18 protein-coding genes, 1 tRNA gene, 1 pseudogene and 1 riboswitch are annotated in these 21,505 nt (G+C 52.9%); of the genes and pseudogenes, 9 read left to right on the top strand and 11 right to left on the bottom strand.

Going from position 1 to position 21,505, the window contains the following annotated elements; genetic code table 11:
• Positions 1 to 602: 602 nt before the first annotated feature.
• Positions 603 to 3,269 carry a bifunctional acetaldehyde-CoA/alcohol dehydrogenase gene (gene adhE, locus J5067_RS04065; RefSeq protein ID WP_264650485.1) on the top strand — a complete coding sequence of 889 codons (2,667 nt, stop codon included), beginning with the start codon at positions 603 to 605 and terminating at the stop codon, positions 3,267 to 3,269.
• A 104-nt stretch (positions 3,270 to 3,373) separates the two neighbouring features.
• Here adhE and J5067_RS04060 read toward each other — a convergent pair whose 3' ends face one another.
• Positions 3,374 to 3,961, bottom strand: a complete 588-nt coding sequence (locus J5067_RS04060; RefSeq protein ID WP_264650484.1) for a thymidine kinase — start codon at positions 3,959 to 3,961, stop codon at positions 3,374 to 3,376.
• A 620-nt stretch (positions 3,962 to 4,581) separates the two neighbouring features.
• On the opposite strand from J5067_RS04060, the gene hns reads away from it, so the two are divergent.
• On the top strand, positions 4,582 to 4,989 hold the full coding sequence (gene hns, locus J5067_RS04055; RefSeq protein WP_222160708.1) for a histone-like nucleoid-structuring protein H-NS: 408 nt from the start codon (positions 4,582 to 4,584) through the stop codon (positions 4,987 to 4,989).
• Between the two features lie 113 nt (positions 4,990 to 5,102).
• Here the strand turns inward: hns and galU are convergent, their stop codons facing one another.
• From galU to rssA, 3 genes and pseudogenes are all read right to left on the bottom strand, one after another.
• Positions 5,103 to 6,017: a UTP--glucose-1-phosphate uridylyltransferase GalU gene (galU, locus tag J5067_RS04050; RefSeq protein ID WP_264642619.1), complete on the bottom strand. Its 915-nt coding sequence runs from the start codon at positions 6,015 to 6,017 to the stop codon at positions 5,103 to 5,105.
• A 236-nt stretch (positions 6,018 to 6,253) separates the two neighbouring features.
• On the bottom strand, positions 6,254 to 7,270 hold the full coding sequence (gene rssB / locus J5067_RS04045; RefSeq protein WP_264643721.1) for a two-component system response regulator RssB: 1,017 nt from the start codon (positions 7,268 to 7,270) through the stop codon (positions 6,254 to 6,256).
• Positions 7,271 to 7,382: 112 nt separating this feature from the next.
• Positions 7,383 to 8,297, bottom strand: a pseudogene (gene rssA / locus J5067_RS04040) (patatin-like phospholipase RssA).
• Positions 8,298 to 8,448: 151 nt separating this feature from the next.
• Here rssA and J5067_RS04035 point away from each other — a divergent pair.
• From J5067_RS04035 to J5067_RS04025, 3 genes are all read left to right on the top strand, one after another.
• Complete coding sequence (locus J5067_RS04035) at positions 8,449 to 8,919, top strand: YchJ family protein (protein ID WP_264642617.1); 471 nt, start codon at positions 8,449 to 8,451, stop codon at positions 8,917 to 8,919.
• Between the two features lie 140 nt (positions 8,920 to 9,059).
• On the top strand, positions 9,060 to 9,908 hold the full coding sequence (purU, locus tag J5067_RS04030; protein WP_264643720.1) for a formyltetrahydrofolate deformylase: 849 nt from the start codon (positions 9,060 to 9,062) through the stop codon (positions 9,906 to 9,908).
• A gap of 156 nt (positions 9,909 to 10,064) precedes the next feature.
• Positions 10,065 to 10,149, top strand: a tRNA-Tyr gene (locus J5067_RS04025).
• Between the two features lie 74 nt (positions 10,150 to 10,223).
• On the opposite strand, the gene J5067_RS04020 is transcribed toward J5067_RS04025, so the two are convergent.
• Both J5067_RS04020 and J5067_RS04015 read right to left on the bottom strand, forming a co-directional pair.
• Complete coding sequence (locus J5067_RS04020) at positions 10,224 to 11,429, bottom strand: MFS transporter (RefSeq protein WP_264650483.1); 1,206 nt, start codon at positions 11,427 to 11,429, stop codon at positions 10,224 to 10,226.
• A gap of 104 nt (positions 11,430 to 11,533) precedes the next feature.
• Positions 11,534 to 12,160: a trimeric intracellular cation channel family protein gene (locus J5067_RS04015; protein WP_264642615.1), complete on the bottom strand. Its 627-nt coding sequence runs from the start codon at positions 12,158 to 12,160 to the stop codon at positions 11,534 to 11,536.
• A 133-nt stretch (positions 12,161 to 12,293) separates the two neighbouring features.
• A riboswitch (glycine riboswitch) is annotated at positions 12,294 to 12,386 on the bottom strand.
• Positions 12,387 to 12,528: 142 nt separating this feature from the next.
• Between J5067_RS04015 and xthA the strand changes: the two genes are divergently transcribed.
• Entirely contained in the window at positions 12,529 to 13,338 is an 810-nt protein-coding gene (gene xthA, locus J5067_RS04010; protein ID WP_264642614.1) for an exodeoxyribonuclease III, read from the top strand.
• 46 nt (positions 13,339 to 13,384) lie between these two features.
• On the opposite strand, the gene J5067_RS04005 is transcribed toward xthA, so the two are convergent.
• From J5067_RS04005 to J5067_RS03995, 3 genes are all read right to left on the bottom strand, one after another.
• Positions 13,385 to 13,630, bottom strand: coding sequence for a YnjH family protein (locus J5067_RS04005; protein ID WP_264643719.1), 246 nt, complete (start codon positions 13,628 to 13,630; stop codon positions 13,385 to 13,387).
• A 74-nt stretch (positions 13,631 to 13,704) separates the two neighbouring features.
• A complete protein-coding gene (locus J5067_RS04000) occupies positions 13,705 to 15,633 on the bottom strand; it encodes a DNA topoisomerase III (RefSeq protein WP_264642613.1) in 1,929 nt (642 codons plus the stop codon).
• 2 nt (positions 15,634 to 15,635) lie between these two features.
• Complete coding sequence (locus J5067_RS03995; RefSeq protein ID WP_264650842.1) at positions 15,636 to 16,187, bottom strand: NAD(P)H nitroreductase; 552 nt, start codon at positions 16,185 to 16,187, stop codon at positions 15,636 to 15,638.
• 612 nt (positions 16,188 to 16,799) lie between these two features.
• Between J5067_RS03995 and sppA the strand changes: the two genes are divergently transcribed.
• The 3 genes from sppA (at position 16,800) to pncA (ending at position 20,463) form a co-directional block, all read left to right on the top strand.
• Positions 16,800 to 18,650 (top strand): signal peptide peptidase SppA, encoded by a 1,851-nt coding sequence (sppA, locus tag J5067_RS03990; protein ID WP_264650482.1) that lies wholly within the window; start codon positions 16,800 to 16,802, stop codon positions 18,648 to 18,650.
• Positions 18,651 to 18,740: 90 nt separating this feature from the next.
• A complete protein-coding gene (gene ansA, locus J5067_RS03985) occupies positions 18,741 to 19,760 on the top strand; it encodes an asparaginase (RefSeq protein WP_264642611.1) in 1,020 nt (339 codons plus the stop codon).
• A 49-nt stretch (positions 19,761 to 19,809) separates the two neighbouring features.
• The gene (gene pncA / locus J5067_RS03980) at positions 19,810 to 20,463 is read left to right on the top strand and encodes a bifunctional nicotinamidase/pyrazinamidase (protein WP_264628309.1); all 654 of its coding nucleotides are present in this window, start codon (positions 19,810 to 19,812) and stop codon (positions 20,461 to 20,463) included.
• 30 nt (positions 20,464 to 20,493) lie between these two features.
• Here pncA and J5067_RS03975 read toward each other — a convergent pair whose 3' ends face one another.
• Positions 20,494 to 20,775, bottom strand: coding sequence for a YeaC family protein (locus tag J5067_RS03975; RefSeq protein WP_264650481.1), 282 nt, complete (start codon positions 20,773 to 20,775; stop codon positions 20,494 to 20,496).
• Between the two features lie 83 nt (positions 20,776 to 20,858).
• Positions 20,859 to 21,278, bottom strand: coding sequence for a peptide-methionine (R)-S-oxide reductase MsrB (msrB, locus tag J5067_RS03970; RefSeq protein ID WP_264642609.1), 420 nt, complete (start codon positions 21,276 to 21,278; stop codon positions 20,859 to 20,861).
• Between the last annotated feature and the right edge of the window lie 227 nt (positions 21,279 to 21,505).

Below are 21,505 nucleotides of genomic sequence, written 5' to 3'. Positions count from 1 at the left end.
CTGTCCTCTCTATGTTATCACATTGATATCACATGGATTCCGTCAAGACTAACCGCTCTGACGGAAATGCAAGACGTTTCCTGGAAAGTGTTTCAAACGTTATTCTGGTCAACCGCTGCCCATTCTGAAATGACGCAATAAACGACGGGCTATTCTCACGCAAGTAACAGGTGAATAATTTTATGGTAATCGAAATATTCAGAGAATAATCCAAATATTTTCCCGCCTATGGCAGGTTATAAATACCAACAAAAGCAACAATAACACTACAAATAACCACAGCAGTTAACAAATATGCTTGCTGAAAGGAGTCAGCATTTTTGAATCGGGATGAAGATCACACAAAAGGCACCCACTAATAGGTATGCTGCTTTCACAGTGTTAAACAGAAGATGCGGAATGAACCACTATCACCCACCGGGAAGAGAGGAGATTACGCCACCGCTGACCCACAGCCCTTTCAGGCAATGAGTAGGTAAACCCTGCATTCAGCCACGAATGCGATGTCGTTATCTATACTTAGCGTTTTGTAATAATGATTTGGCAGCACAGGGTTTGGCAGATCATTGCCTGAAAGAGTTTAACATTATCAGGAGAGCATTATGGCCGTAACAAACGTTGCTGAACTGAACGCATTGGTTGAACGCGTAAAGAAGGCACAGCAGGTCTTCGCCAATTTTTCTCAAGAGCAAGTCGATCAAATCTTTCGTGCCGCCGCCCTCGCCGCCGCCGACGCCCGCATTCCGCTGGCTAAAATGGCGGTAGCGGAATCGGGTATGGGTATCGTGGAAGATAAAGTGATTAAAAACCACTTTGCCTCTGAATATATCTACAATGCTTATAAGGATGATAAAACCTGCGGCATTTTGTCCCAGGATGACACCTTCGGCACCATTACCATCGCCGAGCCTATCGGGTTGCTGTGCGGGATTGTCCCGACGACCAACCCGACCTCCACCGCCATTTTCAAAGCGCTCATCAGTTTAAAAACCCGTAATGGCATTATCTTCTCGCCGCACCCGCGCGCCAAGAATGCCACCAACAAAGCCGCAGACATCGTACTCCAGGCCGCCATCGCAGCCGGCGCACCGAAAGACATTATTGGCTGGATTGATGAGCCTTCCGTTGAATTGTCCAACCAGTTAATGCACCACCCGGACATCAATATGATCCTCGCCACCGGCGGTCCCGGTATGGTAAAAGCCGCCTACAGTTCCGGCAAACCGGCCATCGGGGTGGGCGCAGGCAATACACCGGTGGTGATCGATGAAACGGCAGATATCAAACGCGCCGTTGCCTCGATTCTGATGTCGAAAACCTTCGATAACGGTGTGATCTGTGCGTCTGAACAGTCGGTGATTGTAGTCGACAGCGTTTACGACGCGGTGCGGGAACGTTTTTCAACCCACGGTGGCTATCTGCTGCAAGGTAAAGAGCTCGAAGCCATCCAATCGATCATTTTGAAAAATGGCTCGCTCAACGCGGCGATTGTAGGTCAGGCAGCGCCAAAAATTGCTGAGATGGCCGGCTTTACCGCCCCCGCTGGCACTAAAGTGCTGATTGGCGAAGTGGTCAACGTGGACGAGTCAGAACCTTTTGCCCACGAGAAACTGTCGCCAACGCTTGCCATGTATCGCGCCAAAGATTTTGACGACGCCGTCGCCAAAGCCGAGAAACTGGTCGCCATGGGCGGTATCGGTCACACCTCCTGTCTGTATACCGATCAGGATAACCAGCTGGCACGCGTCAACCACTTCGGGGCGATGATGAAAACCGCGCGTATTTTAATCAATACGCCAGCCTCTCAGGGCGGTATCGGCGATCTGTACAACTTTAAGCTGGCGCCGTCGCTGACCCTGGGCTGCGGCTCCTGGGGCGGTAACTCCATTTCAGAAAACGTCGGACCCAAACACTTGATTAACAAGAAAACGGTAGCCAAGCGAGCTGAAAATATGTTGTGGCATAAACTTCCGAAATCCATCTATTTCCGTCGTGGCTCCTTGCCCATCGCACTGGAAGAAGTGGCCCAGGATGGTCACAAACGCGCCTTTATCGTCACTGACCGTTTCTTGTTTAACAACGGCTATGTGGATCAAATCTCCTCGGTGCTGAAACAGCACGGCTTGGAAACCGACGTGTTCTTTGAAGTGGAAGCCGATCCGACGCTGAGCATCGTGCGCAAAGGCGCTGAACAAATGCAAGCGTTCAAACCTGACGTGATCATCGCACTCGGTGGCGGTTCGCCGATGGACGCGGCCAAAATCATGTGGGTCATGTACGAGCACCCGGATACCCATTTCGAAGAGTTAGCCCTGCGCTTTATGGATATCCGTAAGCGTATCTACAAATTCCCGAAAATGGGTGTGAAGGCGAAGATGATTGCCGTTACCACCACCTCCGGCACCGGCTCTGAAGTGACGCCGTTCGCCGTAGTAACGGACGACGCCACAGGGCAAAAATACCCACTGGCTGACTATGCGCTAACCCCGGATATGGCTATCGTTGATGCGAATCTGGTGATGAACATGCCGAAATCCTTGTGCGCCTTTGGCGGCCTGGATGCGGTTACCCACTCACTTGAAGCCTACGTTTCGGTGCTTGCCAACGAATATTCTGATGGACAAGCGTTGCAGGCATTGAAGCTGCTCAAAGAGAACTTGCCAGCCAGCTACCGTGACGGCGCAAAAAACCCGGTTGCGCGTGAACGCGTTCACAACGCCGCCACCATCGCCGGTATCGCCTTTGCCAACGCCTTCCTTGGGGTCTGCCACTCCATGGCGCACAAGCTGGGTTCCGAGTTCCATATTCCGCACGGTTTGGCCAATGCCCTGCTGATCGCTAACGTCATTCGTTATAACGCCAACGACAACCCGACCAAGCAGACCGCATTCAGTCAATACGACCGTCCGCAAGCGCGTCGTCGTTATGCCGAAGTGGCCGATCATCTGGGGCTGAGCGCACCCGGCGATCGCACCGCCGCGAAGATTGAGAAGCTGTTGACCTGGTTAGATGAAATCAAAACTGAACTGGGCATCCCCACCTCGATTCGCGAGGCTGGCGTGCAGGAAGCTGATTTCCTGGCGAAAGTGGACAAGCTGTCTGAAGATGCCTTTGACGATCAGTGTACCGGTGCCAACCCGCGCTATCCGCTGATCGCTGAGCTGAAACAGATCATGCTGGACACCTACTACGGCCGTCCGTATACGGAGCGTGTTGAAGAAGAGAAAGCCCCGGCAAAAACCGAGAAAAAAGGCAAAAAGGCTAGCTGAGAAGTGCTAACCCGCCCTTGCCGTTAAGGTGGGGGCCTCCTTTACCCCAGCGACGCACCGCCTCGCTGGGGTTTTTTATCTGCCTATCTTTTACCTGCCTGTGTTCACGCGCGGATTAATCCCAATGCGCTTTTGTAGTGTTTGCGACAGACCGACACATAGCGCTCATTGCCGCCGATCACCACCTGTTCACCTTCACGCAGCGGGTTGCCCTGCGCATCAAGCCGCAGCACCCGATTGGCTTTGCGCCCGCAATGGCACACCGTTTTCAACTCGATAAGCTTATCCGCCCAGGCGAGCAAATACTGGCTGCCGGAGAATAATTCGCCCTGAAAATCAGTACGTAGGCCGTAGCACAGCACCGGAATATCCAGTTCATCGACAATGTCCGACAGCTGGTTCACCTGCTCACGGGTTAAAAACTGACACTCATCGATTAATATACAGTGCACCGGCTGCTCACGTTGCGCATTAACCAATACGGTATACAAATCAGTTTGTAAATTAAACACCAGGGCCGGGGCGGAAAGTCCAATACGCGAGCTGACCCGCCCGATACCATCACGGTGGTCTATTTCAGCGGTTAAAATCAGCGTCCTCATCCCCCGTTCCTGGTAGTTATAAGAGGACTGTAATAATGCGGTAGACTTTCCCGCGTTCATTGCCGAGTAATAAAAATAAAGTTGTGCCATGTTTATAACCCCAAAAGAGCGCTTTACCCGCGCAACGCGCGGCGGCGCATTGTATCATATTTTGAAATAACCGGGGTGCCCGCTTGCCTTTGCTGCCCCAAGGGCCGTGAGCGGCAAAACGTCGGGCTCACGCCGCCATCACCGCCACAATGGCGTAGGTAATCGGCGTATATAAGGCGATAGACAATTGTGAAAATTCCTATACAGGGGAAAACATTAACAGCATGAGCGATATTTAGCGTAAATAATTAGCATTGTATGATATTGGCAAGAACAACGCGGAATCGCCCTCTTGTGAGTAAGGGAACGAGTAACTTGATTTGTGTTTATCGACGCGACAACCTGACGACAGGTAAACGTTGCCGGGTATAAAAAATGCTTATATCGCGCCCAGTCAGCAGCGCCGTTGACCGCTTTAACGCAGCGTGCGGAGTAATACTCAAGTAACCGGTATTTCATTCGTTAACAACGTGGTTTTATTTCACTGAGCAGCAACGTGATATCGGTTTTAAAAACGCCATTTTTTAACAATCTTACAAATTTGACTATTGCAGAAAATAAAATAGCCATCTATTATCACCCTACATACGCCACCAATAATATTATTTGAGATTATCACAATGAGCGAAGCACTAAAGGTTCTAAACAACATCCGTACTCTGCGCGCCCAGGCAAGAGAATGCAGCCTGGATACTTTGGAAGAAATGCTGGAAAAACTGGAAGTCGTTGTCAATGAGCGTCGTGACGAAGATAATCAGGCGCAAGCTGAAATCGAAGAGCGTACCCGCAAATTACAGCAATATCGCGATATGTTGATTGCTGACGGCATCGACCCGAATGAACTGTTGCAATCTTTGGGCGCAGCCAAAACGCCGGGCAAAAGCAAACGAGCCGCGCGCCCGGCAAAATATCAATATACCGATGAAAACGGCGAAGCAAGAACCTGGACTGGCCAAGGCCGCACCCCTGCCGTGATCAAGAAAGCTATTGAAGAGCAAGGTAAATCGCTGGACGATTTCCTGCTGTAATTCCCCATCGGAATCGATGTGCTTATTTAGCAAAAACCCCGGTAACCGGGGTTTTTTTATATCCGTTTTTCGTGACGCCCCGCGAACCACAGGCAAAGCGCCATCGAACCCGGTTATTTCACATCATTTTCATTAACGGTTTCATTAAGCCATGCGGCAAAATCATTACCCAGCGTATTGTGACGCAGGCCGTATTCTACAAATGCACGCATGTAACCCAATTTGTTTCCGCAGTCGTGGCTTACACCTTTAAGGTGGTAAGCTTCCACGGTTTCTTTTTCCATCAACATGGCAATAGCATCCGTTAACTGGATTTCATTACCTGCTCCCGGCGGTGTTTTTTCCAGCAGAGACCAAATATCAGCCGAAAGCACATAGCGACCGACAATCGCCAAATTTGAAGGCGCCTCTGAGGCCTTGGGTTTTTCTACTACGCCCACCATCGGTGCACTGTCGCCAGGCTGTAATGTCTGCCCTTTGCAATCAACAACGCCATAGCTGCTCACTTCTTCAACCGGTTCAACCATAATTTGGCTGTGACCCGTTTCGGAGAAACGCGCCAGCATTTCACTCAGGTTGTCTTTCTTCAGATTGGATTCAAATTCATCAATGATAACGTCGGGCAAAATAACGGCGACGGGCTCATCCCCTACCAAAGGATGTGCGCACATAACGGCGTGCCCCAATCCTTTTGCCAGTCCCTGACGTACTTGCATGATGGTGACATGTTTCGGGCAAATAGACTGAACTTCTTCCAGCAATTGACGTTTAACACGCTTTTCCAGCATCGCTTCCAGCTCAAAACTGGTATCGAAGTGGTTTTCAATGGAGTTTTTGGATGAATGTGTTACTAAAATAATTTCGTTCAAGCCTGCGGCGATACACTCATTGACGACGTATTGAATGAGCGGCTTATCCACCAGCGGCAACATTTCTTTTGGAATCGCTTTTGTTGCCGGCAGCATCCGAGTCCCTAGCCCTGCGACGGGGATGACCGCTTTTCTAACTTTTTTATTCACCGTTGACATAACAACCTCTGATATACCGTTCAAATAATGAACTTTATTGCCGGGTTTAATTCGGGATACACCAGCCTGCTCGGCCAGAGACGACACCCGGTAAACGCGATGGCTATGATAAAAATAAAACAACGCTTTATATAGTAGGAAATAAAAATTAATTACGAAAGAGAAGAGTATGCAACAAATTGCATGATGAGCGCCTATCAGACTATTCCGTAGGCTTCATCACACGGCGCGGGCGTTCAATCTGTTGATAACATCAGTCGTAAGCGTCCACCGCGTCCCCACACCTGACATTCGAAAGCGGCGCACTCATAGTTTAATTGGTTAAGATATGCCCCATCCAGGGTGCCGAGCGGAATGCCATTGTTTAGCACCAACTGCTCCTCTCCCGCGTTCAGCATGGCATGCAAACCGGCTGAAATGAGGATGAGTCGTTTCAATCCCCGGTGATAGTAGCCCACCAGCAGCGGAAAACGCCCATTAAGATTGGCCTGGCGCAGCAATTGGTTGACCTGTCGCAGCAAGACGGGCAATTCGGGCAGACGGTGTTGCTGATTAGCCAGGTGCTCTTGCAACAACCCGTTAAACAGCGTGCGCAGCAACAGGGCGGCCAGCGTGCCGTTATTGTTCACAGCTTGCGTCACATCAAGGCAATAGAACGCCAAATCATCATCAGACAACGCGGCAATATCCAGCACCAGACCCGGTTGCTCCAATGAGGTCAGTTGGCGATAACGCACGCTGCAACCTGCCATTTTTTGTTGCACCGGCGGCTGTAGCTGCGCCAGCAGTTGATTGACCGCGTCTGGCGATTGATTGAGTGAATCCATGTCCTCCATCAACTGCTCAACTTCGTTGAGTTGAGAAGTAAACATGTCGGGATACATGCAGGTCATCACGGCTTCGCGCAAGCGCGCATAATCGCGGATAGGTTTGAGCATCACGTCCTGTACGCCCAGGCGCAGTACTTTGGCGACATCTCCCATCTGACTGGTGGCAGACACCACCAGAATCGGCGTGCGATTATCGTGCAATCTGAGCGTTTCAACGAACTCAATGCCGCCCATCAGCGGCATTTCCAAATCGCACACGATCAAATCAGGGTGATAGTCTTGCATCACGGCTAATGCATCAACCCCGTTGACAGCTTCACGCACAGACGCACCGAGCGATGTCAGATAGCCAGCGATCACTGAACGAAACACCGCCTCATCTTCAACAATCAAAATGTGCTTATCTGTTAATGGCTGACCCATCGATGACCTCATACGTCAACTTCATGCAAATTCCCTCGCGTTGTTCGGCCTTAACCCCTGCCACTCTACACTTTTAACCGCTTCACTACCCATCAGGGCGCAGCGACTCGCACTAGACTGCCTCTCGGTTTACCAACAGTTGCAATTCATCCTGCTTTTTCTCAACCGCCAGGCGTCCTGCGGCAATCGCCTCTTGCGCACGGTGAAAATCCAGCGTGGCAATTTGCGGGCAATAGGGCTGCACCACCACATCAGGCGGGTCGCCAGCCATACGATGCATTTTTAAACGGTTTTCCAACACCTGAATGGAGGCCGTCATGATATCCATTGCTGAAGGTGCGCGGTTGGCACGCTGACGCTGCAATCCCATCGACAAGCGCCGCCGGAGCTTGTGCTGCCAGTTGAGCGACGTCTAATCCGCAGGGTTCTCCTCAGCCATCGCGGCCACTGACAGCATGTCGTCATGTCCCAGCGTTGCGTTATGCTGCAAATCCACCGCAATCACCACGTCAGCGCCCAGCGCGCGAGCCAAAGAAACCGGCACCGGGTTCACCACGGCACCATCAACCAGCCAATAGGCATTGTGTCGCACGGGCGCAAACAGCCCCGGCATGCTGCACGAGGCGCGGATTGCATGGTGCAGATCGCCCTCGGTCAGCCACAGCTCGCGTGCCGTTGTCAGGTTGGTCGCCACCGCCCCGAACTTGATAGCACACTCCTCTATCTGCTGGGTACGCAAGATGTGTCGCACCTGGTTAAATACCCGATCGCCTCGTAATAATCCGCCGCGCTGCCAGGAGAGATCCATCAGGCGAATCACATCCCAATGATGAAACCCGCTCACCCAGCGCGCCATGGCATTCAAGCGATTGGTGGCATAAGCCGCCCCCACCAAGGCCCCGACAGAGCAGCCCGCGACTACATCGACCACGATACCCATTTCGGTCAGTGCTTGAATGACACCAATATGGGCCCATCCTTTTGCCGCACCCGATCCCAGCGCCAAACCAATCTTTCTTTGCTTCATGATATCCTTCTCATCTCGCTATTCATTTTAGCGCACATTGCCACTCACCGAGATTGTTAGGTAACATATCGCCACGCCGTTGAGTTATTTTCACGCAAATATCGATATTTTTTAATTTTTTTTACTGTTAGTAATACATTCAGGAGTCACCGTGCCGCAAAGCTGTCCCTGCGGTAGTGGCAAGCAGTATACCGCATGCTGCCTTCCCTATCTGCAACGCACCGACATCGCACCCACGCCAGAAGCATTAATGCGTTCACGCTATTGTGCTTACGTGGCCCATGACGTTGATTATCTTATCGCTACCTGGGACCCGGCGCTTCAGCCTGAAAAATGGCGTGCCTCAATCACCGAAAGCGCTCAGGATACGCAGTGGCAAAAGTTGAACGTGCTGGCTACCAGCCCGGGCCGCGATGCGGAGGAAGGCTATGTCGAATTCGCCGCGCGCTATACCGATACCGCCCAGCCAGCGCGAACCTCGTTGATGCGCGAGCGCTCGCGCTTCCTTCGTCGCCTCGATCGCTGGTACTATGTAGATGGCGTGCATCTGCAAACAGGCAGAAACGATCGCTGTCCGTGCGGTTCGGACAAAAAATACAAACAGTGCTGCGGGCGTGGATAGGCGCGTAGTGTACGGCAAAAAATGTAACCCGGTGGCATGCTTCCCCTTATCGCGGCGATAAATCGCACGCACGTAGCAGCTTTCGGGCATGATGACAGACGATTTTGGACAGGGTTCTTATTTCCATGCAATCCCAAACGATGCAATCTCAGGCAATACAACGAAAAGTGTTGCGTACCATTTGCCCCGATGCAAAGGGGCTTATCGCGAAAATTACCAACATCTGCTACAAGCACGAATTAAACATTGTGCAGAACAATGAATTTGTCGATCACCGTACCGGGCGCTTTTTCATGCGTACCGAATTAGAAGGGATCTTCAATGACACCACGCTGTTGGCCGATTTGGACGGTGCGTTGCCGGAAGGTTCCGTGCGTGAACTGAGCGATGCGGGCCGTCGTCGCATCGTGGTTCTGGTTACCAAAGAAGCGCACTGTCTGGGCGATTTGCTGATGAAGAGCGCCTACGGTGGTCTGGATGTTGAAATCGCCGCGGTGATTGGCAACCACGATACGTTGCAGACGCTGGTTGAGCGTTTTGATATCCCGTTCCATCTGGTGAGCCATGAAGGGCTTTCCCGCGAAGCGCACGACCAGGTGATGATTGAGCAGATTGATGCCTACAAGCCGGATTACGTGGTGTTGGCCAAATACATGCGCGTGTTGACGCCTGCTTTTGTGCAGCACTACCCGAATCGGGTGATCAATATTCACCACTCGTTCCTGCCTGCGTTCATCGGTGCGCGCCCTTACCATCAGGCCTATGAGCGCGGCGTGAAGATCATCGGTGCTACCGCGCACTACGTGAACGACAGTCTGGATGAAGGTCCGATCATCATGCAGGATGTGATTAACGTTGATCACACTTATACCGCCGATGACATGATGCGTGCCGGCCGCGACGTCGAGAAAAACGTCCTGAGTCGTGCCCTTTACCGCGTGCTGGCACAACGGGTTTTCGTTTACGGCAATCGCACCATTATTCTTTAAGCCGCTGTTTTTCCACTCAACGTTGAGTGGAAAATCCGCAACACGTGTGAAAAAACGGCAAACAAACGCGTTTTTTTGCGTTCGGGCTTTACAGGGGCGGCGCATTTGGTATGATGCGCCCCGCTTACTAAGAAAGCGCACAATCAGTTAGGCCATGGTGGGGTTCCCGAGCGGCCAAAGGGAGCAGACTGTAAATCTGCCGTCACAGACTTCGAAGGTTCGAATCCTTCCCCCACCACCATCTCGCAGCGTCCGTTGCACCGGTTTACCTTCACTGTTTACTCCACTTCCCTGTTAGCATATTAATTTTACTCCCTACCCTTCTAACGCTTTTTGCTCGTGGTATTTACCGTACTCTTTTTTGCAGACAAAAGAGCCGGAGAGCATGAACAAGGTCAACGAAGCCAGGGTAATCAGCGTCAGGTCTGCCCCGATAAAACCTAAAGAATAACCGGCCACCAGGCTACCAATACCGGCGCTGATTTTAACCATCGTGCCACTCACCGCGGAAATCCTTGCCGCCAGTTTGAGCGGCATCTGCTGAAGGGTGTACACGTTATAGCTGACGTTCCAGATCCCCCCCATAATGGCTTTAAGGACAAACAGCACAAAGATCGATACGGGATCGGTGAAAACAACAAATCCGAAAAAAATCAGCACGCGGGCCAGGTTTACGGTGAGAACCAACTGCCTGAGCGACAATACCCTAATCACTTTGCGTGAAATAAAGCTGCCGATAAGACCGCCTGCTCCCAGCCCAGAAAGCACCAGGCCGGTTATTTCAAAGGCGGTATTTTGCGCTTTCAGGCTCCATATCACGGTCAGATAGAGAATCGGATGCAGAAAATTGTTAACCGCCGTCAGCGCAACGATGACGGTAAACAATTTATTGTCTCGCAACCAGCGAAATGCCTGTTGAATATCCGCACCCATCGTGGAATGAGCAGGACTTACTGTCTGCGGAACATCGATACGCATCATGAACAGCAAGCACACGGCTAACAGCGAAAATATCAGGTTGACGGAATAGGGAAAGAAAACATTCACGGATATCAGGTATCCACACAGCGCGGGCGCCACCAGTTGAACAGCGCGGGTTCGTATCTCGTAGGTTGACAAGGCTGAAGTAGACGCATGGCCCTGAAGCAACCCTTTGATAAGAACAGGCTCAGCCACTTCGGTAAACACGGTAAATACGCCATAAGCGAGTGAAACCGCCAGAATCCACAGGAAACTGGCATCGCGGAACAAGGTGAGAAATAGCAGGAATAGCGCCAGACAGAGGATGCGCCCACACTCGCTAAATTTTAGTACATTGATTTTATTTGATTTTTCTATGCGCGGTGAGGATATTATTTTGATAAAAATCACCGGACAATAAAAGGCAAACACACACCAGCTAATCTGAACAGGGTCAAGGCTGAGACTCAACGCCAACAAAGGCAGCGTAATGTGGTAAATTTCTATTCCCAGTAGTGAAAACGCAGAACTCGCGACAAAAACGTTGAAGTTGTTCTTCATATTATCCTGATAGCTGAAGACGATCAGATCCGTCTGCTACATTGTCATGAAGAAGCAACATTACGCTGTTTTGTTACCGATTACGGTGCGGTTCCCCACATCTCTTACGCTTTGCCTTTCCAACTGCCCGGCGAGTATGAAAATACTGGCAACTGCCATGACCAGCGGATCGCCGCCAGACGCAGCGACAGCCCCAGCGTAAACGACACCAGCAGATTAATATCGTGGTCTACCTGTAACGCTTTCAGTCCGAGATAAAGCAGCGCTACCAGCAGTGATACGCTGGCATAGAGCTCCTTTCTGAGTACCATCGGCGTGCGGTTGCAGAAGATGTCGCGCAGAATACCGCCGAAGATCCCGGTAACAATCCCGGCCATAATCACCACGGTAAAGGAGTAGTTCAGCTTCTGTGCTACGTTGCAGCCGATAATGGTAAAGGCAATCAGCCCCATGGCGTCCAGGATCAGGAACAGTCGATGCAGGTGGTGCATGATACGGGCAATGACGATAGTGAACAGGCCAGCACCAATCGTCAGATAGATATAGCCGGGGTGTTGCGTCCAGCCAATGGGATAGTTGCCGAGCAGAATATCACGAACGGTGCCACCGCCCAGTGCGGTGATAAAGGCGATCATCGCCACACCAAAAATATCCATGTTCCTGCGCCCGGCGGCCAATGCGCCGGACATGCCTTCTGCGGTAATAGCGATCAGATAGATGTAAGTAAGCACACAAATTTTCCTGTGAAATGTGCCTCTCCCCCTGTCCGTTTTACCTGAGAGTTTATGCAGCTTACGCCGCTTGCCCCTTCGGTGGGTGGCTACGCCGCTAAGCAGCGTGCACACCGCTCTCCAGTCGGCGTATCAACAAAGTGCAGTAAGGTGGCCTGAGCGATTATGGGAGTTTGCGCCTTCGGCGGGTCGCGCGTTGCGCGGTCCTCTCTCCTGCGAGCTGCGAAGTATAAGGGCTTACTATCGCTACTTCAACCTTCCGTTCGTTCGGCAGACCTGAGATAGCATCCGCCGTGCGCCTCTGGCGTGACCTTTGCCTGTTTTTTCTGATACCATCAGCGTCACAATTTCCTGACATGGCAGTGAAGATGAAAGTTATTTCTTTTAATATCAATGGGCTGCGTGCTCGCCCGCACCAACTGGCCGCCATCATCGCCCAGCATCAGCCGGATATCATTGGCTTGCAGGAAACCAAAGTGCACGATGATATGTTTCCCTTCGAAGAGATACGCAAGCTCGGCTATCAGGTCTACTACTACGGGCAAAAAGGCCACTATGGCGTCGCATTGTTGTGTAAAGAGACACCGATTGCCGTGCGCTACGGCTTTCCGACCGACGAACCCGATGCTCAGCGGCGCATCATCATGGCGGATTTTGCCACACCCGCTGGCACGCTGACCGTGATCAATGGTTATTTCCCGCAGGGCGAGAGTCGCGACCATCCGGTGAAATTCCCGGCCAAAACGCGCTTCTATGCCGACTTGCAGAGCTATCTGACACAGCATCACACCCCGGAACAGCCGCTGATCGTTATGGGGGATATCAATATCAGCCCGACGGATCTGGACATTGGCATTGGCGAAGAAAACCGTAAGCGCTGGCTGCGCACCGGTAAGTGTTCGTTTTTACCCGAAGAGCGTGAATGGATGGCGCGCCTGCTGGGATGGGGATTGGTCGATACCTTCCGCGCGCTGGCGCCAGACAGTACCGATCGCTATTCCTGGTTTGACTACCGCTCTGCCGGTTTTGATGACAACCGCGGCCTGCGTATCGATGTAATCCTCGCCAGTCAGGGATTGGCATCGCACTGCACCGCCAGCGATATTGATTATGAGATTCGCGGCATGGAAAAGCCGTCCGACCACGCGCCGATTTGGGCCACGTTCTCTGGGCTGTAACACCCCGCACCGGCAGCCGCTCGCGGCTGCCCTGTCTCTAAAACCATTACTGTTTCAGCACCTGCCAAATCAGATTATTGGTGCCCAACGTTTGCCTGTCACGCGTGCACTGCAACAACACGCCTTCCGTTCGCACCACGGCACCTTCGGTATAATTACGGTTCTCAAACACGCAGCAACGCATACAGTGGTTTTGTGGCTCTCGCCGCGTCGAACCATTGTTATCGCCCCAAATCACACTGGGCGGTACGCCAACCACGATATCCGTGTTGCCCCGAGAGGGCACGGGCATGGTCGTCGCGGCAGATTGCGCCCACGCGGGCAGAGAGGCCAGTGCGCCGACAAACAACATCACCTGTGATGATTTCATCCGTTCTGCTCCTTCGCGGCCTTTTTCGCCGTGGGTTTACGTGTTTTCTTCTGTGTTTTTTGTGGTGCTTGCAGCCCGCGAAACGCCGATGCGGACCGGTTTTGCCGCGCTTGCGCTATCAATCCGCTCAGGGTTTCGGTGAGCGGTTGCATAAAATCTTGATAACGATGTTTTTTTTCACTGATCAGCGTCAAGGTGGCTTCCCAGTTGGCGGTCATATCCGGCAACGCGGCGCTAGGCGGTAATGCATGAATCAGCGCCCGCCCCGCTTCGCTGGCGTGAATGTAACGCCCTTTTTTAAACAGAAAGCTTCGTTTAAAGAGTAGCTCAATAATGCCTGCACGCGTGGCTTCGGTGCCGAGGCCATCGGTTTCACGCAATATTTTCTTCAGCGTTTTGTCTTGCACGAAACGGGCAATACCGGTCATGGCGGAGAGCAACGTGGCATCGGTAAATGGACGTGGAGGCTGGGTTTGCCGCTCCACCACTTCACCTTTCTCACACAGCAGCACATCTCCTTTAGCCACCACTGGCAGCGGCAGGCCGTCGTTTTCGTCGTCGCGCTCCTTGGCACCCAGCAGCGCACGCCAGCCCGCATCGGCCAGAAAACGCGCTTTGGCAATAAATTTCCCCCCGACGATATCGAGGGTAATAACGCATTTACGAAACACCGCATCAGGGCAAAACTGCATCAGATACTGTCGGGCAATCAGCCCATACACCTGACGCTCGTTGTCGCTCAGCGAGACGTTGGCGCTGCGTGCAGTGGGAATAATCGCATGGTGCGCATCGACTTTGCTGTCATCCCAACAGCGGTTACGGCGCTCAAGACTGACCACCGGTTGCGGCAATAGCCCGGAGGCGTGCACCGTAATCGCGTTGATAACCGCGTGACGCCCGGCAAAATGCTCTTCAGGCAGGTAACGGCAGTCCGAACGCGGATAGGTAATCAGCTTATGGGTTTCATACAACCGCTGGCAGGTGTCTAACACCTGCTGTGCACTCAGGCCAAAGCGTTTCGCGGCTTCGATCTGCAATGCAGAGAGAGAATATGGCAGCGGTGCCGTTTCCGACTCGCGCTTATCGGTGTAATCCGTGACGGTGGCAGGCTGTCCGGCAATGCGTTTGACCACATGTTCAGCCAAAGAACGGTGCAGCAGGCGCCCTTCTTCATCCTGATACGGTTCACAGGATTCGCTCGGTTGCCACAGCGCCACAAAGCGTTCATCGGCGGGCGTGACAATGTGCGCCTTGACCTCAAAGTAATCTTTGGCGACGAAATTTTCGATCTCTTCATCACGGCGTACCACCAGCCCCAGCACCGGCGTTTGCACCCGTCCTACGGAAAGCACGCCGTCATAGCCGGCATTGCGCCCCAACAGGGTATAGGCGCGGGTCATGTTGATGCCGTAGAGCCAGTCAGCGCGCGAACGCGCCAGTGCCGATACGCACAGCGGCACAAAGTCGCGGTTATCGCGCAGGCGTTCCACCGCACGCGTCACCGCTTGCGGATTGAGATCGTTGATCAGGCAGCGCCGCACCTGCTGGCGTTTTTCCGGAGCCAACGCCAAATACTCCAGCACTTCATCCACCAGCAGTTGCCCTTCGCGATCCGGGTCACCGGCATGAATTACCTCGGTCGCCTCACCCAGTAACTTCTTGATGGCATTCAGTTGCTTGCTCACCGACGGGCGCGGCATCAACAGCCATTTTTCGGGGATAATCGGCAGATCGGCTAATGACCAACGCGCATAGCGTGCATCATAGGCATCGGGCTGGGCCTGCTCGAGCAAATGCCCGACGCACCAGGTAACCACATCCTGTGAACCGCAGGCAATATAGCCGTCGCCTCGCCGATGAGGTTTGGGCAAAACATCGGCTATCGCTCGGGCGAGGCTGGGTTTTTCAGCAATAAACAGGCGCATTATCAGAAATAACGAACAAATTTTTCCGTGTCCAACGGCACAACCGTGGTGGACGCTTTCAGTTGCGGTGTTCCCAAATAGAGGAACCCAACAATTTCATCTTGTTCGCGGCAACCGAAGGCTTCACGCACCAGTTCGTGTTCAGTCCAAAGACCGCTGCGCCAGATACCGTTGAACCCTTGCGCCAGTGCAGCCATTTGCATCGCCTGTACCGCGCAGCCCGCAGAAATCACCTGCTCCCATTTGGGCACTTTGGGATGATCTTCGCAGTGTGCAATCACGGTGATGACCATTGGGGCGCGAAACGGTGCCTGACGGGCTTTGTCCTGTGCGGCGGCGTCCAATCCTTCCTGTTGAGCTGCGGTGTGCAATACCTCACTCAGGCGGGCCAGCCCCTCATCCTGTGCAATCACAAAACGCCACGGTTGCAGTGTGCCGTGGTCTGGCGCGCGCATACCGGCGTGAATAATGTTGGCTAACGCGTCGCCTTGCGGTGCCGGAGCGGCCAAACGCGAGGCCGAACGGCGATTGAGTAACAAGTCCAGTGCATCCATCATTTTTCTCCTGTGAACGGCCTGCGTGAAAAACAGCGCCACGCGTTGCCATTACCTGTCATTGCGCGCCACGGTATCACAACTCGCGGTGCGTCAGTAACGGTTTTATGGCAATCCTATCATAGCGGATACCGGTAATAATGCGGGGAGATTCTGATTGTTACTGGCGCTGTTCTGGCGGTTGGCAGGTAATGATGCGCAAGCAGCAAACGCCTGCCTGCGCATCCAACGCAGTGAGCTGCAACGCGCTCAATGCTGCGCCGCGATCACTTCGCGTCGTGACGCAGATGGTACACCTTTAGCTGATTCCAAAAATCGAGGCCAATCAGCTTGTCGTCTCCTGCACGACGAAAGGCGAAGGCACCGCCTTTATTGTGACCGATACGGATAATGCCTTTTTCTTCTGTGCAGGCAATCGCTTTTCATTACAAAATAGACACATTTTTATCAACGGAAGCTACTAATGAAGTTGGCATTTTCCTATACGCTCATTAGGATAGAGAGTAAGTTCGCCCATATTAGCGTGAATGTCGCGGGGCAACCCTTTACTGCTTGCATTGCCCTCAAAAGGAACAGCGAGCAGGCATTATGTTTGGCGTTTTTGGAGATAACATGCGCACACTGTGGCGAATCTTTAGCGGACTTTTCAAGTGGACTTGGCGTCTGCTCAATTTCACCCGCGAGTTTATTCTTAATCTGTTTCTGATTGTGTTGATTCTGGTGGGTGTCGGCATTTATGTGCAGTTTAAAAATGCACCGGCCCAAACACCGCAGGGCGCGCTGCTCGTTGATATAACCGGCGTTATCGTCGATAAACCGACGGTGAATAATAAACTGCGCCAGTTAGGCAGGGAATTTTTTGGCGCTTCCAGCAATCGCCGTCAGGAAAATTCGCTGTTTGATATTGTTAACACTATTCGTCAGGCCAAAACCGACAGCAATATTACCGGTATGGTGCTCGATCTGAGTGATTTCGTCGGCGCCGACCAGCCCTCGCTGCAATATATTGGCAAGGCGTTGCGTGAATTCCGCGACAGCGGCAAACCCATTTTCGCGATCGGTGACAGTTACAGCCAAACGCAATACTATCTGGCCAGCTTCGCGACCACCATTTCGCTGACCCCGCAGGGTAACGTCGATCTGCGCGGTTTCGCCACCAATGGCCTCTATTACAAATCGCTGTTGGAAAAGCTGGATGTGACCAGCCACGTATTTCGCGTCGGTACTTACAAGTCGGCGGTAGAACCCTTCCTGCGTGACGATATGTCCCCCGAAGCGCGCGAAGCCGATATGCGCTGGGTGGGTGGATTGTGGCAAAATTACCTGAATACGGTTGCGGCAAACCGCCAAATCACACCGCAACAGTTGTTCCCCGGTGCCAGTGCGATTATCGCCGGCCTTCAGGCTGTACAAGGCGATCCGGCACGCTATGCGCTGGATAACAAACTGGTGGACGAAGTGGCATCCCGTTCGGTCATCGAACAGAAGCTGGTAAAAACCTTCGGCTGGGACAACAAGAATCAGAGCTTCAACTACACCAGCATTTATGACTACAGCGAAAAACCGACCAACCAAAGCGGCGCGGAAATCGCGGTGATCTTTGCCAGCGGCGCTATCGTTGACGGTCCGGAAACCCCGGGGGTGGTCGGTGGTGATACCACGGCGGCCCACATTCGGCAGGCCAGACTGGACCCTAAAATCAAGGCGATCGTGCTGCGCGTCAATAGCCCCGGTGGCAGCGTAACCGCCTCGGAGAAGATTCGCGCGGAGCTGATGGCAGTACGTCTGGCTGGCAAACCGATCGTGGTATCGATGGGCGGTATGGCCGCGTCCGGCGGCTACTGGATCTCCACGCCAGCCAACGCCATTATCGCCAGTTCGAGCACCTTGACCGGGTCGATTGGGATATTTGGCGTGATCACCACGTTTGAAAATACCCTTGGTGCTATCGGCGTGCATACCGATGGCGTGGCTACCTCGCCGTTAGCGGATCTCAGCATCACCAAAACGCTGCCGCCCGAGTTTTCGCAAATGATGCAAATCAGCATCGAGCGCGGTTATAAAAACTTCGTCGATCTGGTGGCGCAGTCACGCAAGAAAAGCCCGGAAGAGATTGATAAAATCGCCCAAGGGCACGTTTGGACCGGTGACGACGCCAAGACCAACGGTTTGGTCGATCAGTTGGGTGACTTTGACGATGCGGTCAAAAAAGCGGCCGAACTGGCCAAGCTGGGCCAATACCAGCTCAACTGGTTCGAGGAACAGCCAAGCCTGCTGGATATGATGCTCAACCGCGTCAACGCCGCCGCTCACGCCTGGTTACCGGCCCGACTTCAGGCGATGTTGCCTGCTCCGGTAGCGCAGTTGGCTGAAGTGGTGCAAGCGCAACCGGCGTTGCTCAATACCTTCAACGATCCTCAGCATCGCTATGCGCTTTGCATGGCCTGCGGTGAAGTGAAATAAACCGGGTAACACTGGATTTTCCCTCAGCCCGGCGTATGTCGGGCTGTTTTTCATTTTTTCATCAGCACACCCTTTTTTCATAAGAACAGCATGCAAAAGAAATCCATCTATGTCGCGTATACCGGTGGTACTATTGGTATGCAACGCTCCGCCAATGGTTACATTCCGGTATCTGGTCACCTGCAACAGCAACTGGCTAACATGCCGGAGTTTCATCGCCCGGAGATGCCTGATTTTACCATCCATGAATATGATCCGCTGATTGACTCCTCCGACATGACCCCTGCCGATTGGCAGGCCATTGCTGAGGATATTCAACAGCACTACGATGAGTACGATGGCTTCGTTATTCTGCACGGCACCGATACCATGGCCTTCACGGCGTCAGCCCTCTCCTTCATTATGGAGAATCTGGCCAAGCCGCTCATTGTGACAGGGTCACAAATTCCGTTAGCGGAGTTGCGTTCTGATGGACAAACCAACCTGCTGAACGCCCTGTATGTCGCGGCTAATCACCCGGTGAATGAAGTCAGCCTGTTTTTCAATAACAAGCTGCTGCGCGGTAACCGCACCACGAAAGCCCATGCGGACGGCTTTGATGCGTTCGCCTCCCCCAACTTCCCGACGCTGCTAGAAGCCGGTATTCATATACGCCGCCTGGTGCCGCCTCAATCGGAAACCCCCAGTGGGCCGCTGATCGTGCATCCTATTACCCCGCAACCGATCGGTGTGATTACCGTTTATCCGGGAATTTCAGCGGATGTGGTGCGTAACTTCCTGCGTCAGCCGGTCAAAGCGCTGATATTGCGCTCTTACGGTGTGGGGAATGCACCGCAAAGCCCGGCGCTGTTGGACGAACTGCGTCAGGCATCGGCACGCGGTATCGTGGTGGTTAACCTCACCCAGTGCATTTCCGGACGGGTGAACATGGAAGGCTACGCCACCGGCAACGCGCTGGCGCAGGCCGGTGTGATCAGCGGTTTTGATATGACGGTGGAAGCCGCGCTGACTAAACTGCATTATCTGCTGAGCCAGCCTGATTTAACCCCGGATACCATTCGCCAGTTAATGCAACAAGACCTGCGCGGCGAACTGACTCAGGACGCCTAACCCGGATGCTGGAGCTGCCATGAACCCTACCGTCCTACACCATGCAGTCATCAATCATGCCCTGCTGTTGGTCGATTTGCAGAATGATTTTTGCCCGAACGGCGCACTGCCTGTCGCACAGGGTGATGTCACCATTGAGGTTGCCAACGTGGCGATAGCGGCGGCACAGAAGGCCGGGATGCCCATCATTGCCAGCCAGGATTGGCACCCGGCCAATCATCTGAGCTTCGCCAGCAATCATCCGGACGCTGTCGTGGGTGAGTGTGGTGAACTGGCAGGATTAGCGCAGATCTGGTGGCCAGTGCACTGCGTACAGGGTACGCGAGGTGCGGAGTTCCACCCGCGCCTTCATCATCATGCGTTTGATGCGGTGATACAAAAAGGCACTCAGCCTGACATTGACAGCTACAGCGCTTTTTTCGACAACGGAAAACGCGCCACCACCGCACTGGATAACCTGTTGCGCCAACGCGGCATCACGCGGTTGACCATCATGGGGCTGGCAACGGATTACTGCGTAAAATTTACCGTGCTCGATGCGCTGGCACTCGGGTATGAGGTGCAGATCGTTGAAGAGGGCTGCCGCGGTGTGAATCTCCAACCGGACGACAGCGAGGCTGCCCTGGTAGACATGGTGGCTCGCGGAGCGCGCCGCATTTGCCTGGCCGACTTTATCGCAACATCAGCAAATGACTCCGCATAATACTGCGCCCCTGTGCATTCAGGGGCTCGGCTACTGTCGTTCTCGCTGAATCAGGTTGTCGATGGCAAACGCCTGCTTCAGCTCTTGCTTGCTTTTCATCACCAACTCACCGTCGGTATTGATGGTCATGTGCTCCGCATCAACATTATGGCGCGACTGCCACAGCATCACCATTTGCAGGCAATTTTCTTTTTGCTCCGCTGTCAGCGGAACGCCATCAGGCCATTTGCCCAGTTCCACGGCGGTTGCCAGGCGTTGGTAGATATCCGGCGTCAGCGCCGTCACAACCTCATCAAGCTGTTTGTCGAGCATCGTGATTGCCATCCTGTCATTGCTATTTTTGAACAAAACCCAGCAAGCTGAAACGTTTTAGCTACAAACATCACTGTGAAACGTCAGCCATCCACTTTCCCACCGTCGGTGCCATCGATAAAACTTAACGAGGCCGAGTTGACGCAGTAACGCTCACCGGTAGTTTGCGGGCCGTCGGGGAACACGTGCCCCAAGTGCGCATCGCATTTACCGCAGCGAATTTCAATACGCTGCATGTTATGAGAAAAATCTTCCAAATAGCGAATTGCCCCCTTCGCCACGGGCCGGTCAAAGCTGGGCCAACCGCATCCAGAGTCATATTTGTTGTCGGAATAAAACAGCGCGCTTTGGCAACACAGGCAGTGATACACCCCGGTGCGTTTATTATGCAACAGTTTGCCTGAATAGGCGGGTTCCGTGCCACGTTGCTGTGTCACGTACTGTTGCATCTCCGTCAAGGTTCCCTTGTCTGCTGGTGCAGACGTTGAAGCTGGCTTATCCATGATTGTCTCGTCATCATTTCTGTTTGGCATGGCTTAGTTTAACAAGAATTAACATCCTCATAACGTTTTTTCCGACTAAAATGGGGAGTAACCACGCAACGCCCCAGCAATTGTGATACTCATCACATTTATCGGGCCTGCGGGCTTTATATTGGTGCAAACGCTCCCATTTAAGGGAAAGATGTTCCTAAGTTTCATTACGGCGCTTTTTCGTGCAACCGTTGCGC

This window comes from Candidatus Symbiopectobacterium sp. NZEC151 (genome assembly GCF_025962655.1).
In the GTDB taxonomy this organism is placed as follows: domain Bacteria; phylum Pseudomonadota; class Gammaproteobacteria; order Enterobacterales; family Enterobacteriaceae; genus Symbiopectobacterium.
The sequence above is the reverse complement of the archived record's forward strand: the minus strand, read 5'-3'. Positions and strand labels throughout refer to the sequence as shown.

What these genes read in the sequence shown, in the direction of transcription:
- J5067_RS04060 (WP_264650484.1), bottom strand. Translation starts at nt 3,961, where the DNA reads ATGGCACAACTTTATTTTTATTACTCGGCAATGAACGCGGGAAAGTCT.
- J5067_RS04000 (WP_264642613.1), bottom strand. Translation starts at nt 15,633, where the DNA reads ATGCGCCTGTTTATTGCTGAAAAACCCAGCCTCGCCCGAGCGATAGCC.
- hns (WP_222160708.1), top strand. Translation starts at nt 4,582, where the DNA reads ATGAGCGAAGCACTAAAGGTTCTAAACAACATCCGTACTCTGCGCGCC.
- purU (WP_264643720.1), top strand. Translation starts at nt 9,060, where the DNA reads ATGCAATCTCAGGCAATACAACGAAAAGTGTTGCGTACCATTTGCCCC.
- J5067_RS04005 (WP_264643719.1), bottom strand. Translation starts at nt 13,630, where the DNA reads ATGCCCGTGCCCTCTCGGGGCAACACGGATATCGTGGTTGGCGTACCG.
- msrB (WP_264642609.1), bottom strand. Translation starts at nt 21,278, where the DNA reads ATGGATAAGCCAGCTTCAACGTCTGCACCAGCAGACAAGGGAACCTTG.
- rssB (WP_264643721.1), bottom strand. Translation starts at nt 7,270, where the DNA reads ATGGGTCAGCCATTAACAGATAAGCACATTTTGATTGTTGAAGATGAG.
- galU (WP_264642619.1), bottom strand. Translation starts at nt 6,017, where the DNA reads ATGTCAACGGTGAATAAAAAAGTTAGAAAAGCGGTCATCCCCGTCGCA.
- adhE (WP_264650485.1), top strand. Translation starts at nt 603, where the DNA reads ATGGCCGTAACAAACGTTGCTGAACTGAACGCATTGGTTGAACGCGTA.
- xthA (WP_264642614.1), top strand. Translation starts at nt 12,529, where the DNA reads ATGAAAGTTATTTCTTTTAATATCAATGGGCTGCGTGCTCGCCCGCAC.
- J5067_RS03995 (WP_264650842.1), bottom strand. Translation starts at nt 16,187, where the DNA reads ATGGATGCACTGGACTTGTTACTCAATCGCCGTTCGGCCTCGCGTTTG.
- sppA (WP_264650482.1), top strand. Translation starts at nt 16,800, where the DNA reads ATGCGCACACTGTGGCGAATCTTTAGCGGACTTTTCAAGTGGACTTGG.
- ansA (WP_264642611.1), top strand. Translation starts at nt 18,741, where the DNA reads ATGCAAAAGAAATCCATCTATGTCGCGTATACCGGTGGTACTATTGGT.
- J5067_RS03975 (WP_264650481.1), bottom strand. Translation starts at nt 20,775, where the DNA reads ATGCTCGACAAACAGCTTGATGAGGTTGTGACGGCGCTGACGCCGGAT.
- J5067_RS04020 (WP_264650483.1), bottom strand. Translation starts at nt 11,429, where the DNA reads ATGAAGAACAACTTCAACGTTTTTGTCGCGAGTTCTGCGTTTTCACTA.